Source organism: Kribbella sp. NPDC055110 (assembly GCF_053607525.1).
Genome location: NZ_JBSGTS010000015.1, coordinates 131,492 through 144,969, shown reverse-complemented (window position 1 = coordinate 144,969; position 13,478 = coordinate 131,492). Strand labels below are relative to the sequence as shown.

General features: G+C 68.9%; 14 protein-coding genes. 9 read left to right on the top strand and 5 right to left on the bottom strand.

Features of this window, described 5'->3' with window-relative positions; genetic code table 11:
• Positions 1-52: 52 nt before the first annotated feature.
• Entirely contained in the window at positions 53-976 is a 924-nt protein-coding gene (locus ACWF0M_RS23695) for a hypothetical protein (RefSeq protein WP_452237868.1), read from the bottom strand.
• 131 nt (positions 977-1,107) lie between these two features.
• Between ACWF0M_RS23695 and pafA the strand changes: the two genes are divergently transcribed.
• The 3 genes from pafA to ACWF0M_RS23680 all read left to right on the top strand — a co-directional run bounded on the left by pafA (position 1,108) and on the right by ACWF0M_RS23680 (position 5,060).
• Positions 1,108-2,469 carry a Pup--protein ligase gene (pafA, locus tag ACWF0M_RS23690; RefSeq protein ID WP_452237867.1) on the top strand — a complete coding sequence of 454 codons (1,362 nt, stop codon included), beginning with the start codon at positions 1,108-1,110 and terminating at the stop codon, positions 2,467-2,469.
• 183 nt (positions 2,470-2,652) lie between these two features.
• Positions 2,653-3,939, top strand: coding sequence for a GNAT family N-acetyltransferase (locus ACWF0M_RS23685; protein ID WP_452237866.1), 1,287 nt, complete (start codon positions 2,653-2,655; stop codon positions 3,937-3,939).
• Between the two features lie 164 nt (positions 3,940-4,103).
• A complete protein-coding gene (locus ACWF0M_RS23680; RefSeq protein ID WP_452237865.1) occupies positions 4,104-5,060 on the top strand; it encodes an FKBP-type peptidyl-prolyl cis-trans isomerase in 957 nt (318 codons plus the stop codon).
• 59 nt (positions 5,061-5,119) lie between these two features.
• On the opposite strand, the gene ACWF0M_RS23675 is transcribed toward ACWF0M_RS23680, so the two are convergent.
• The 3 genes from ACWF0M_RS23675 to ACWF0M_RS23665 all read right to left on the bottom strand — a co-directional run bounded on the left by ACWF0M_RS23675 (position 5,120) and on the right by ACWF0M_RS23665 (position 7,759).
• Positions 5,120-5,617, bottom strand: coding sequence for a hypothetical protein (locus tag ACWF0M_RS23675; RefSeq protein WP_452237864.1), 498 nt, complete (start codon positions 5,615-5,617; stop codon positions 5,120-5,122).
• 76 nt (positions 5,618-5,693) lie between these two features.
• Positions 5,694-6,689 (bottom strand): hypothetical protein, encoded by a 996-nt coding sequence (locus ACWF0M_RS23670; protein WP_452237863.1) that lies wholly within the window; start codon positions 6,687-6,689, stop codon positions 5,694-5,696.
• The gene (locus ACWF0M_RS23665) at positions 6,686-7,759 is read right to left on the bottom strand and encodes a DUF3866 family protein (RefSeq protein WP_452237862.1); all 1,074 of its coding nucleotides are present in this window, start codon (positions 7,757-7,759) and stop codon (positions 6,686-6,688) included. Before ACWF0M_RS23665 ends, ACWF0M_RS23670 begins: the two co-directional genes overlap by 4 nt.
• Before the next feature lie 87 nt (positions 7,760-7,846).
• On the opposite strand from ACWF0M_RS23665, the gene ACWF0M_RS23660 reads away from it, so the two are divergent.
• Both ACWF0M_RS23660 and ACWF0M_RS23655 read left to right on the top strand, forming a co-directional pair.
• Complete coding sequence (locus tag ACWF0M_RS23660; RefSeq protein WP_452237861.1) at positions 7,847-8,803, top strand: helix-turn-helix transcriptional regulator; 957 nt, start codon at positions 7,847-7,849, stop codon at positions 8,801-8,803.
• The gene (locus tag ACWF0M_RS23655; RefSeq protein WP_452237860.1) at positions 8,800-9,771 is read left to right on the top strand and encodes a helix-turn-helix transcriptional regulator; all 972 of its coding nucleotides are present in this window, start codon (positions 8,800-8,802) and stop codon (positions 9,769-9,771) included. Before ACWF0M_RS23660 ends, ACWF0M_RS23655 begins: the two co-directional genes overlap by 4 nt.
• Here ACWF0M_RS23655 and ACWF0M_RS23650 read toward each other — a convergent pair.
• Positions 9,768-10,958 (bottom strand): winged helix DNA-binding domain-containing protein, encoded by a 1,191-nt coding sequence (locus ACWF0M_RS23650; RefSeq protein WP_452237859.1) that lies wholly within the window; start codon positions 10,956-10,958, stop codon positions 9,768-9,770. The two genes, ACWF0M_RS23655 and ACWF0M_RS23650, sit on opposite strands and share 4 nt — an antisense overlap.
• Before the next feature lie 186 nt (positions 10,959-11,144).
• On the opposite strand from ACWF0M_RS23650, the gene ACWF0M_RS23645 reads away from it, so the two are divergent.
• The 4 genes from ACWF0M_RS23645 to ACWF0M_RS23630 all read left to right on the top strand — a co-directional run bounded on the left by ACWF0M_RS23645 (position 11,145) and on the right by ACWF0M_RS23630 (position 13,422).
• Positions 11,145-11,336, top strand: a complete 192-nt coding sequence (locus ACWF0M_RS23645) for a hypothetical protein (RefSeq protein WP_452237858.1) — start codon at positions 11,145-11,147, stop codon at positions 11,334-11,336.
• 72 nt (positions 11,337-11,408) lie between these two features.
• Positions 11,409-11,708, top strand: a complete 300-nt coding sequence (locus ACWF0M_RS23640) for a twin-arginine translocase TatA/TatE family subunit (RefSeq protein WP_452237857.1) — start codon at positions 11,409-11,411, stop codon at positions 11,706-11,708.
• 22 nt (positions 11,709-11,730) lie between these two features.
• A complete protein-coding gene (gene tatC, locus ACWF0M_RS23635; RefSeq protein WP_452237901.1) occupies positions 11,731-12,549 on the top strand; it encodes a twin-arginine translocase subunit TatC in 819 nt (272 codons plus the stop codon).
• The gene (locus ACWF0M_RS23630; protein WP_452237856.1) at positions 12,550-13,422 is read left to right on the top strand and encodes a diacylglycerol/lipid kinase family protein; all 873 of its coding nucleotides are present in this window, start codon (positions 12,550-12,552) and stop codon (positions 13,420-13,422) included. It begins immediately after the preceding gene.
• The last annotated feature ends 56 nt before the right edge of the window (positions 13,423-13,478 follow it).

Genomic DNA, 13,478 nt, shown 5'->3' with positions numbered 1-13,478 from the left:
CACTGGCATCTCCACCCGGAGTTCCAGCTCCGGGTGGAGATGCCAGTGGTGGTCAGGCACCGGTCAGTTGAGTGCCGGCCGTGTAGTAGCGGAAGTACGAGTCCTGGCTCGGGAAGGTGGTCGGGACCTTGCCGAGGCCCTTGATGACCGTGGCGGCGCCGTTGGCGTGGCTGACGGCGTACAGGTAGCCGGTACCGGTGTCCTTGTCGATGCCGAGCAGCAGGGTGCCGTTTTTGCCGCACTTCTCGGCGATGAGTGTTTCGAAGCCCTGCCAGGTCGAGGTGCGGATCTTCGTCACCACCGGCTTGCCGGAGCCCGTGGGCACCTGGACGGTGTAGAGCGCGCCCCCGTTCGTCGTCGCCAGGAACGTGTCGTACGCACGGCCCTGACCGATCAGCGTCATCGTTTTGACCGAACCGAAGCCGCCGAAGGTGGTGTAGAACTTCCACCCGCTCGGGGTGACCGTCCAGCGAGCGATCAGGCCGTCGGTGAACTGGTTGATCAGCGAGTACACGTTGGAGCGGCTGAAGCCCGTCGCGGAGTACCGGCTGAGCTCGACGTACTTGTGCAGCTCGTCCCAGCCGCCACCGACCAGTGTCTGCTTGACGCTGCCCGGTACGACGGAGACTCCGGTGCCGTCGGTGATGTAACTGGTGCCGTACATGCGCGGCCCAAGAGCTAGCAGGCCGGTGCGCTGCTCGCCGGCCGGCACCACCAGTTCGGTGCGCACCGAGGTGGGCAGGTGTGCCTGACCGTCCGGATACAGGTTCATCGGGCCGAGCAGCCGGACACTGGCAGAGGGGGCCGCGGTGATGGTCTGCGAGGTGTGGTCACCACCCGGGGTGACCGAGCCCAGCCGCAGCGAGCAGGTAGCGGAGGTAGCGGCGGAGGCGGCCGGTGCCGCACTCGCAGGTGCAGCCGCGAACCCGGCTGCGAGCAGGACCCCCGCGGCGAGGAATCGCCCGTATCTGATCATCTGAATCCCTTCGTCAGTGGTCACGATGCGGGCGGACGGCTCATTGTTGCGGGCATCAAAGGGATAACGCCGTACGACGGCGCGCCTGAGACAGCACCCGGTTGTCGGAGGTGCGCCGTAGTGTGGGTGATGTGAACCGGCGAATCTTCGGTCTGGAGAACGAGTACGGCGTCACCTGTACGTTCCGCGGGCAGCGGCGACTGACCCCGGACGAGGTGGCGCGGTACCTCTTTCGGCGGGTCGTGTCCTGGGGGCGGAGCAGCAACGTCTTCCTCCGCAACGGGGCCCGGCTCTATCTCGACGTGGGCTCCCACCCGGAGTACGCGACCGGCGAGTGCGACTCGGTCACCGACCTGATCGCGCACGACAAGGCCGGTGAGCGGATCCTCGAGGGACTGCTGGTCGACGCGCAGAAGCGGCTGCACGACGAAGGCATCTTCGGCGACGTCTACCTGTTCAAGAACAACACCGACTCGGCCGGCAACAGCTACGGCTGCCACGAGAACTACCTGGTCAGCCGGCACGGCGACTTCGCCAAGCTGGCCGACGTACTGATCCCGTTCCTGGTCACCCGGCAGCTGATCTGCGGCGCCGGCAAGGTGCTGCAGACGCCGCGCGGCGCGGTGTACTCCGTGTCGCAGCGCGCCGAGCACATCTGGGAAGGGGTCTCCAGCGCGACCACCCGGTCCCGGCCGATCATCAACACCCGCGACGAGCCGCACGCGGACGCCGAGCGGTTCCGCCGGCTGCACGTGATCGTCGGCGACTCGAACATGTCCGAGACCACGATGCTGCTCAAGGTGGCCAGCACCGACCTGGTGCTCCGGATGATCGAAGCCGGCATCGTGATGCGCGACCTGACCCTGGACAACCCGATCCGGGCGATCCGCGAGATCAGCCACGACATGACCGGTCGCCGCGAGGTGCGGCTGGCGAACGGCCGCGAGGCTTCGGCGCTGGACATCCAGATGGAGTACCTGACCAAGGCGCGCGACTTCGTCGACCGCCGCGAGCTGGGGACGCCGGCCGTGGAGCGGGCGCTGTCGCTGTGGGAGCGGACGCTGAAGGCGATCGAGTCCGGTGACCTGTCCGGGATCGAGCGCGAGATCGACTGGGTGATCAAGTACCGGCTGATCGAGCGGTACCGGTCGCAGAACAACCTCGGTCTGGCGAGCCCGCGGGTCGCGCAGCTCGACCTGGCGTACCACGACATCCACCGGCCGCGCGGGCTCTACTACCTGCTCGAGCGGCGCGGCGCGGTCACTCGCGTTGTCGACGACCTGCGGGTGTTCGAGGCCAAGTCGGTGCCGCCGCAGACCACGCGGGCGCGGCTGCGCGGCGAGTTCATCAAGCGGGCCCAGGAGCGGCGCCGCGACTTCACCGTCGACTGGGTACACCTGAAGCTCAACGACCAGGCCCAGCGGACGGTCCTCTGCAAAGACCCCTTCAAGTCCCACGACGAACGCGTCGAAAAGCTCATCGCCAGCATGTAGAGGAAAGAAAAGCTGCGGTGGGGTGTCCACGACGAACGCGTCGAAAAGCTCATCGCGAGCATGTAGAGGAAAGAAAAGCTGGGGTGGGGTGTCCACGACGAACGCGTGGAGAAGCTCATCGCGAGCATGTAGGTGGTCACTAAATAGAGTGCTTGGTCATCATGCGTTGCTTACAAAGGGCGCATGGCGATCGAGATCCGGCCGGTGACCCAGGCCGAAACGAACGAGTACCTGCGCGTCCTGCCGTACGTGAACGGCTTTCCGCAGGAGGAGCCAGAGCCGTCGGCCTGGTACGCCGGCAGCGCGGCCTGGCCACCACAGGTCCCGAAGACCGCGGCGGAGCTCGAGCAGTACGCCGAGGAGCTCCTGGCGGACTGGTTCCGCCCGCAGGCCGCGTTCGTGGACGGCAAGATCGCAGGTGGGTCGGCGATCGTGTCGGTGCAGGTCACCGTCCCGGGCGGACAGCACGTAGCCCTTGGCGGCGTGACGTCGACCGCTGTGCTGCCGACGTACCGGCGGCGTGGGCTGCTGCGGAAGATCATGTCGGCGATGCTGGACGACTGCCGCGAGCGCGGTGAGTTCCTGGCGGGGCTGAGTGCGAGCGAGGCGACGATCTACGGGCGGTACGGGTTCTCGCCTGCGACGTTCCAGCACCGGTGGGAGGTACGGCGTACCGATGTCGCCTTCCGCTCCGAGTTCACGGATCCGGGCTCACTCGACCTGGTGGACGGTGCGGAGGCAGCGAAGGCCTGGCCGGTGCTGCACGAGCAGGTCCGAAAAGAACGTGTGGGGGAGATCAGCCCGCTGCCAGGCAAGTGGGACGGACTCGCGGGCGACAGGCTGCCACCGGACGGGTCGGGGCCGGCGCATCACCTGGTGCATCGCGACGCGACCGGCGTGGTGGACGGTGCCGCGATCTTCCGGTTGCCGTGGTCACCGGACCCGGCGCGGGCCGGCGTACTGCAGGTGGAAGCGTTCGAGGCGCTGACGTCAGCTGCGTACCGTGCGTTGTGGGGGTTGCTGCTGGACTTCGACCTCACGAAGCACGTCGTGGCTGCGCGGCGACCGGTCGACGAGCCGCTGCGGTGGATGCTGACCAACCCCCGAGCGCTCAAGCTGACCCGGACGCGCGACAACCTCTGGCTGCGCGTTCTCGACGTACGGCGTGCTCTCGAGGCTCGCACCTACGCAGCATCGGATTCACTCGTGCTGGACGTGTCGGACGACCTGTACGGCGGCGGGCGTTGGCGGCTGGACGCAGCACCGGACGGAGCCGCCTGCACTGCTGTCAGCGAGGAGGCGGACCTCAGCCTGAGTGCGAACGAGCTGGGCTCGCTCTACCTCGGTGGAGTCCGCGCCAGTGAGCTGTCGTACGCCGGTCGCGTCGTAGAGCACACACCCGGTGCGGTGTCGCGTCTGGACGCACTGTTGCGACCTGATCGCGCCCCGCACAACGCCGTCGGTTTCTGAGCGCTGTGACTGTACGTGGTGTGACGCAACGGTGACGCACGCGGCCGCTTGCCCAGTTGAGTACGCAAGCTAGGGTTGGCCGCGTTGTTGACCACGAGGGCGTTCCAGACACCCTCAAGCAATCGGCGCACACCCGCGCCGGGATGGTTCGAGGTGCTGGTTTCGTGCGCAAGTTGTTGAGTTTCGTCGTAGTCGCGGCGCTGGGGGCGTCCCTGGTGGCGTGTGGCGACAACGGGTTCGGGGCCGGCGGTATCAAGGTGACCTCGGACTTCGGGCAGAAGCCGACCATCACCCACCGCGAAGGTGACCCGGAGAAGCAGCTGGTGACCGAGGTTCTCAAGGAGGGCGACGGTCCCGAGGTGAAGAAGGGCGAGCTGCTCACCGCGAACTACCTCGGCCAGATCTGGCGCGACGGCAAGGTCTTCGACAACTCCTACGACCGCGGCGCGCCGTCGTCGTTCCCGATCGGGACCGGCAGCGTCATCGGCGGCTGGGACGAGGGCCTGGTCGGCAAGAAGATCGGCAGCCGCGTGCTGCTCTCGGTCCCGTCCGACAAGGGCTACAAGACCGAAGGCAAGCAGGAAGCCGGAATCAAGGGCGACGACACCCTGATCTTCGTGGTCGACCTGGTCGGCGCGGCCGGCAACGACACCCCGCTCGACGCCGACCCGGTCACCCCGTCGACGCCGACCAAGATCAAGGTCTCCGGACCGCTGAACGCGGCGCCGACGATCACGGTCCCGGCCGGCACCAAGCCGCCGGCCAAGCCGGGCAAGCCGGTCGTGTTCGCACAGGGCAAGGGCAAGCCGATCGCGAAGGGCGACCAGCTGGTCGGCCGCTTCGTCATTTACGACTACAGCGGCAAGAAGCAGGCCAGCACCTGGGACGCCCAGCCCGCCACGGCGCAGAGCCCGGCGCAGCCTGCCGCGCCGACCGACCAGCTCCCGACGGTCGGCGGTGCCCAGGCCGGTCCCCTCGACGGCTTCGTCGGGATCACGGTCGGCAGCCGCGTGCTGGTCGAGCTCCCGGCCTCGAAGGACCAGGCCGGCAAGGCGGTCTACGCGTTCGCCGTCATCGACGTCCTGAACGCCTTCCCGGCCGCGAAGCAGACCGGCCAGTAGTCGCAGCCCGAAACGCCGAAGGACCGGCTCCCACCTCGGGAGGCCGGTCCTTCGACATTTCAGCGGGTACGCCGGACCGCGCGGCCGCTGAACCAGCGGTTGGAGTCCGCGTGGAAGCTGAGGGCGATAGCCATGATCACTGCGGTGACGTGAACGCAGCGGATCACGCCGAAGGCGATGAAGGACGCCGACCAGTCGAGCGCGCCGAAGTCTCCGTCGCGGAAGAACCAGCCGACCGGGCCGAGCACCAGGGAGGCGATGCCGACGGTGCCGAGCAGGCCGGTGAGTAGCCAGCGGGACCAGCGCACACCGGGGCGGAAGTAGCGGTCGATGACGACGAACAGGCCGCCGTACACGATGGCGCGGAAGGCGACCTGGACGAGCAGGCCGAAGACGGAGGAGCCGTCGGCGATCGCGCCGGCAACTCCGAGTACGGACTCGGCGACACCGGCACCGACGGCGGTGAACCACAGGGCTGTCGCTCCCCGGACGGCCAGCGGCGGCTGGGGCCTAGCGACGTCGTGAATCGTGAGATCGCGGTGCTTGGTGCTGTTCATACCACCACTGTCGCCGCGAAACGCGTCTGGATCAGGAGTGCTGCGACCACACTCCAGGTGGACCTGGATCCACCGCTCAGCGTTCCAGCCCCGGCGTGCGGTCGGTCGGCCGGACGGCCGCGGTCTCCTGTACGGCGGGCGCCGGCGTCGTACCGCCGCTCACGATCGACTGGGTCCGGCCGACGTGCTTGTAGAACTCTTCCTGGTTCGCGGCGTACGCCATCACGTCGATGTCCTGCGGCAGCCGGAGCGCCTCGTCGAAGACCCGGGCGTGCGCGGTCACCAGCAGGGTCCGGATGGTCGCATCGCCGCCGCGCTGGTACTCCGGACCCTGGTAGAGGAAGTACTCCGCCTGTACGAACGCCAGCCGGGCGTTCCGGTCCGCGAACAGATCGGTCTCGCCGGCCGCCCGCCGCCCCTCGAGGTCCGCGAGCAGGCCGAAGGCCTCCGCCTGCAACACGTGCCGGTCCTTCTCCTCCCCGGTCGCGGTCACGTAGAACCCCTCGATCGCCCGGGGGATTCCGCGAGCACTCGCCGCGGTCCCGCCGCGGAGCAGCTGGTTCCCGTTGATGACCTGACCGCTGGGGACCGTGACCTTGTTCTGCAGTACTTCGGCGTTCGGCGCCTCCGCCTCGAAGCGGGCGTGGATGATGCCTCCGAGCCGCGCCGACAGCTTGCTCGCCGGAGTCTGGTTGCCGCGCACGATGGTGCCCGTCTCGACGCTGATCCGGCCGCCGCCCTCACTGCGGAGCCCCGGGCCGAAGCTGTCCACCATCGACCGTTCGCCGATCGGGCTGTGGTACTGCTCCAGCTCCGAGTTCGAGCTCCGGCCGCCTGCCTGATGCGCGAGCTGGAACCGCCACTCGGCCAGGTTCCGGTAGAGCTCGATGAAGGCGGCATTCCGCGCGAACGGCGTCGTCGCGGTGTCGAGCCGCTGGTTGAGCCACGCGAGCGACCTGTTGGCGGCCGCGGCCTGGAACGTGGCGAATCTGTTCAGCTGATCCCACTGGGCCGGGTTGTTGGTCTTCTTGATCAAGTCCGGCGTCGGGAAGCTCGCTGGGGTGATGATCACGGCACATCCACCAGTCCGGCCGCGTGCCGCCCCGCGGCGGCAGCAGCCTCGAAGTAGGCGCGGTCCTCGTCCAGGGAGCGGCCCATGGTCGACAACTTGACGGGGGCCGCCTGCAGCGCGTCGTACAGCCCGTCGACGCCCACACGCACCACACGGTGCCGTGCCTTCAACGGCTCGGCAGCATCCCGTACGGCGTCGCCGAAATCGCCGGACAGATCCGGTACGACGACATCGGCCGGCTGGAGCGCTACGCGGCCGTACGCGGTGAGGCTGTGGTGCGAGATGCCGCGGTGGCGTGGCCGCGGGTCCGCCTCCGAGATGCGGAGTGAGGCGACGGCACGGCCGCCCAGTGTGCCGATCGCGTTGACCGCCTCACCTGACTGCACGCCGGAGAACCCCCAGCGAGTACCTGTACCCAGGTTGCCCGGGCCCTGCGTGATGACGACCAGCTCGGCCGAGAGGACCTGTACTGCGGTCAGCAACCCGGTGTGGACAGTCACGGCCTCGCGGTCACCGCCGTACGCCTGGCCGACCGTCACGGTGCCGCTGAGCCAACCGGCGTCGCGCAGGGTCGCGACACTCCGCGAGAACGCCAGCGGCAGCGCACCGCCGTCTGTCATCACGTAGACGACCCGTGTGGTCGGCCGTGCCTTGTACACGCCTGCCAGCACGGCCGGGAGCGCGGAGTGCAGGTCCGCGACGACTACCGGCGTACCGAAGAGGTCGTCTGCGTCCCGCAGTACGTCGTGGTCGGGGGAGTCCTGCTCGTCCGCGCCCAGCACCATCGTCTGCAGCGGGGTGTACCGCGCCTTCACCAGGTGTCCGCGCTCCGGCGGGTCCTCCGGCAGCCGGTCCGGTACGGCGACCACGAGCGCGTACCCACCTGTGCCGAGACCGCGGTCCAGCGCGCCCACGTTGAGCAGCACGCGGTCGCCCGCCACCGGCGTACCGACCAGGTCCGGGTAGGCCAGCGCGCGCACAGGCTGCTCGCCGACCATCACTGTCAGTTCCAGCGCACCGGCCCAGCTCCGCCCGACCTGCGCCACCACACCGTCCCGCCACCGAATCACAGCCCGACCCTACTGGGTCGAGCAGGTGTTCGAAGTTCTGGTGCGGAAAGGCAGGTTTTGGACGCCCGGAGGCCGTAAGGTGGTCGGGTGTCGGCGCGGAAGAGTGAGCGACTGCTCAACGTGGTCATCTGCCTCCTGGTCGCGCGCACCTATGTGACCAAGGAGCGGATCCGCGAGGTCGTCGAGGGGTACGCGGGCCAGACCGACGACGCCTTCGAGAAGATGTTCGAGCGCGACAAGGATGAGCTGCGCGACCTCGGCATCCCGATCGAGATGGGCACGATCGACAAGTTCTTCTCCGACGACGTCGGCTACCGGATCCGCCGCGACGTCTTCGAGCTGCCCGAAGTACACCTGGAGCCGGACGAGGCCGCCGTGCTCGGCGTTGCCGCCCGGGTCTGGCAGCACGCCGGCCTGTCCGAGGCGACCACGTCGGCGGTGCTGAAGCTGAAGGCGGCCGGGATCCAGACCGACCAGTCGGCGCTCAGCGCGATCGAGCCGCACGTCGGCGCGTCCGAGCCGGCCTTCGACCCGCTGTGGGCCGCTGTGGTGGCGCGGCAGGCGGTGCGGTTCGAGCACCTGCGCAGCGGCGCGTCCGAGCCGATGAAGCGGACGCTCGAGCCGTGGGGGATCGTCTCCTGGCACGGCCGCTGGTACGTCGTCGGGCGCGACCGCGATCGCGAGGCGACCCGGATGTTCCGGATGTCGCGGATCGGCGGGGACGTGAAGACAGTGGGGGAGCCGGCCGCGTTCACGGTGCCGGAGGGGACGGACCTGCGGTCGCTGGTGACCGAGCTGGCCCCGCCGCGGCCGACGTCGGAGGCGAAGGTGCGGGCGCGGACCGGTTCGTGTGTGAGCCTGCGGCGCCGTGCGAACGCCATCGAGCCGTACGAGGTGGGCTGGGACCTGCTGCACGTCCCGTACGCCGACTCGTCGGTGCTGGCCGAGGAGATCGCGTCGTACGGACCTGATGCGGTCGTCGAGGGACCAGGCGACGTGCTGGACGGGGTGCTCTGGCGACTGCGGACGGTGGCCGGCGCATGAGTAATGCACGTGACCAGGTGCAGCGGTTGCTGGCGCTGGTGCCGTACTTGCGGGAGAACGACGGTGCCCGCGTCGACGATGTCGCCAAGGAGTTCGGCGTACGGCCCAAGCAGATCATCGCGGACCTGAAGGTGCTGTGGTTCTGCGGGCTGCCGGGCGCGCAGATGGGCGATCTGATCGAGATCGACATCGAGGCGGCCGAGGGCGACGGCGTCATCCACATCAACAACGCGGACTACCTCGCGCGCCCGTTGCGGCTGGCCGCGGCGGAGGCACTGGCGCTGCTGACCGCGCTGCGGACGCTGCGCGAGGTGACGGGCGGTCCGGATCGGGACGCCGTCGACCGCGCGATCGCGAAGCTGGAGCGGGCTGCCGGCGAGGCCGCGGCGGCGAGCGAGGGTGCGGCCGCGCACGTACACGTCGAGCCGGCGGCACCGGAGATCGCGGAGGTCGTCAACCGCGGGCTGGCCACGAAGCGCCGGTTGCACCTGACGTACGACGTACCTTCGCGCGACGAGACGACCGAGCGCGACGTGGACCCGATGCGGCTCGTCGTGTCGGACGGGCGTACGTACCTCGAAGCCTGGTGCCGCCTGGCCGAGGACGTCCGGCTCTTCCGCCTGGACCGGATCGCCGCGGTCAAGCTCCTCGACCTCCCGAGCGAGCCGCCGCCGGAGGCCACGCCGCGGGACCTGTCCAACGGCATGTTCCAGCCGTCGGAGTACGACCTGCTGGCGACCCTGAGGCTCGCGCCGCCGGCCCGTTGGGTCGCCGAGTACTACCCGAACGAGTCCGTCGAAGAAGGCCCTGAGGGCTCCCTCATCGTCAAACTCCGCGTCGCCGACACCGCCTGGCTCCAGCGCCTGGTCCTCCGCCTCGGCGGAGCCGCCACAGTCCTGGACCCGCCAGACCTGACCACGCAGATCGCCGCAACAGCCCGCGACGCACTCTCGGCGTACGACGTCTAACTCTGGCTGAGCTGCTTCTCCAGCGGGGAGCGGAAGCGGGGCGTGACCCGGACGCCTGCCAGCCAGCTGGTCCAGCGCGCGGCCTCGGCGTCCACGAGAGCAGCGGTGTCCGCGCCTACGTCTTCCAGGAGTTGGTAGCTGACCTCGCCGGACTCGGGTTGGCCCCACGCGCCGATGATCCGGCCGTCGGACCAGATGCTGGGGCCGATGTTGCCGGTGTTGTCGAAGAGCTTCGACTTGTGCGGACCCAGGAACCAGTCGCGCTCTTTCCAGCCCATAGGCGTCGGGTCGAGACCGGGCAGGAACGCCACCCACGGGTCGATCGGGACCTCCGGGTCCTCGTCGCCGGGGAGCACCCACCCGACCTGACCGTCCAGCTCCACCTCGACCGCCTCGACAGCTGCCAGCGCCTTCCGCGTCTGGCCCAGAGTCCACCCGGCCCACCACTGCAGATCAACCGTCGTACCTGGTCCGAACGACGCCAGCCAGGCCCGCGCGAGCGTCACCCGCGCCTCGTCCGCAGTCGGCTTGTCGCCGAGCCCACCGGGCAGCCAGTCCGCAGCAGGTGACCACTGGTGCTGCCCGCTCAACCAGGTCCCCAGCGGGCGCCCCCGCACGATCCGTCCCTCAGCGGCGAGCTGGAACAACACGCGGCTCGTCACGTACGGCTGGGCGGCGTACGCCTTCCCGACCGACATCTCGAGTCGCGTCCGCAACCGCGGCTCGTCAGCAGACAGCTCCTGCGCCGTCGCGGACCCTCGCAGCGCCAGCGCGGTCGCCGTCGACTCCTCGACGGCAGCCAGCCACTGCCCGCAGGCCTCCGCGCCGTCCGCGATCCCGGCCTCGGCCAGATGCTTGACGAGCAACTTCCGCTGCTTCACGGCGATGTCGTCCGTGCACGCCGCCTGGATCACGGGCGCGAACGGTGTCGGTACGACGAACACCGTGCGCCGCATGCCCAGCATCCGGATCAGCGAACGATCGTCGTACAGCGCACGCTCCGTGCCCGCGACATCACTCCCCGGCACCCGAGCGGCGACGCTCAGATGAACCGTGGCCGGATCGGTCGCGTGCAGCGCCACCATCGCCGCGGCCGCCTCGACCGGATCGGCCGCCTGGCAGCCCACTCCGAGGCGATGCCGCCGCCCGAGCCGCCTCCGCCGATCCTCGATCCCGATCCGCACCATCCACGACCCCTAGCCTCGCCCCGAACCGTCCGTGCACCCGCTCTGACCCACCGTGAAACCAGCTGCCGAGCCCCGCCGTACGACCCTGCGGGACACTCGGTTTTACCATCACGTTCCGACACCGTTGTCCGCCGAGACCCACCGCGGGGCGTGGGCGGTGGGCCGGAACCGGCTAGGCTCCTGGGTATGTACTGGTTCCTGCTGTTCCTCGCGGTGGTGGCGGTGTGGCTTCTGGTCCTCGCCCTGCTCGCGAAGAAACTGTGGGGCCAGGTCAAGGCACTGACGCGTGAGTTGGTCGCCGCCCAGTCCAAGCTGGATGCCGCACAGTCCGAGGCCGGGTCTGGACAGACCCGTGAGGACGTGCACGCTCCGGCGTAGTATTCGGCCACGAACTCAGGCCCGAGTCCCGAGTTGCTGTTGGCAGTGTTTGATGGTGAAAGGGAGATCGACATGGCAGCACCGCTCATCGGTATGCCCCAAGGCGCCGAGTGGCTCGTCATCCTCGCGATCGTCGTGCTGCTGTTCGGATCGGCCAAGCTGCCGGCACTGGTGAAGCAGCTCGGCAAGTCGAAGAAGATCTGGGAGGAAGAGGTCGGCCCGAAGAAGAAGGACCCGGAGCTGACCGACGACGCCTCGCAGGCCCCGGCGCAGCAGGCTGTGCAGCAGACGCAGGCCCAGCAGGCACAGCCGAACCAGGTGAACGGCCAGGCGCCGGGCGACGGCCTGCCGCCGACGCACACGGCCAACTGAGCCGAATCCTCCACCTGTGTCGATGGTGAAGTTCGGGCGGCGGAAGGAGAAGCAGGACCGCCACCCGAAGGACCCAGAGGGTCGGATGACGCTTCGCGAGCACATCGTCGAGCTCCGGAACCGGCTGCTCATCAGTGTGCTCGCGATCGTGGTGTGCACGATCGCGGCCTGGTTCTTCTACAACCAGGCGTTCCACTTCCTCACCCAGCCGTTCGAGACCGCGGTCAAGCCGTACGCCGAGGCGCGCAACCTGAAGCCGCAGCTCACGCTGCAGGGCGTCGGTGACCCGCTCACGTTCCGGATCAAGGTGTCGGCGATGATCGGCCTGGTCGTGTCCGGTCCGGTCTGGCTGTTCCAGCTGTGGGCGTTCATCGCGCCTGGGCTGCACCGCAACGAGAAGAAGTGGACCTACCTGTTCGCCGCGATCGCGGCGCCGCTGTTCGCGGCCGGTCTCGCGGTGGCGTACTGGACGCTGCCGAAGGGCATCAACATCCTGCTCGGCTTCACCCCGGACTCGATCCAGAACCTGGTCGAGATCAGCAAGTACCTCGACTTCGTGATCCGGACCATGCTGGTCTTCGGTATCGCGTTCCTGATCCCGCTGGTCGTCGTACTGCTGAACATGGTCGGTGTGGTGCCGTCGGCCGCGCTCGGGAAGTTCCGGCCGTACATCATCCTGGTGATCTTCGTGTTCGCCGCGGTGGCGACGCCGTCCGGCGACCCGTTCACGATGTGCCTGCTGGCGATCCCGATGTGCCTGCTGTTCTTCGTCGCCGAGATCATCGCCCGGATCAACGACAAACGCCGCGCCCGCCGCAACGCAGAACTCCTGGCGGACTAAGTGAGTCGGCGGATCGCGCTGGTGGTCAACCCCACCAGCGGTCGGGGACTGGGTGCGCGGATCGCGCCGGCGGTTCGGGAGCGGCTCGCGGCCGCCGGTCTGACCGTCGACGTGCACACCACCACCTGCGCGGAGGACGTCGGGAAGATCGCCGCCGAGGTGGTCGCCTCGGGGGCGGACGCGGTCGCGCTGATCGGTGGCGACGGCACGATCCACCTCGGCGCCCAGGTGCTGGCGAACTCCGGGATGCCGTTCGGCGTGATCCCGGCCGGTACCGGCAACGACTTCGCCCGCGGTCTCGGCGTACCGCTGAAGGATCCGGCCGCGGCGGCCGACCTCGTGGTGGCGGGCCGGACCCGGACGATCGACCTCGCGGTGGCCAAGGACGAGTTCATCACCACTGTCGTGGCGGGCGGTTTCGACTCGCTCGTCAACAAGCGCGCCAATGCGATGAGCTGGCCGAAGGGCAACGCGCGCTACACGGTCGCGACGTTCGCCGAGCTGCGCACCTTCAAGCCGCTCGAGTACGTCGTCACGGTCGACGACGAGGTGATCGAGACCAAGGCCATGCTGGTCGCGGTCGGCACCGGCCCGACGTACGGTGGGGGCCTGCAGATCTGCGCGGGCGCCGAGCTCGACGACGGGCAGCTGGACGTCACGATCATCCAGCCGGTGTCCCGGTTGACGCTGCTGCAGATGTTCCCGAAGCTCTCGAAGGGCACGCACATCGGCCATCCGGCGGTGCGGACGCTCCGCGGCAGCTCGGTCCGGATCGAGTCGCCGGGAATCACGGCGTACGCCGACGGTGAGCCGCTCGGCCTGCTGCCCGTGGACATCGGTATCGCGCCGGGCGCCCTGACCGTCTTCGCCTGAGACGAAAACATTAACGTCCGAGGTATTCTCATTTCCGTCCTCCGTCTGATAGGAAA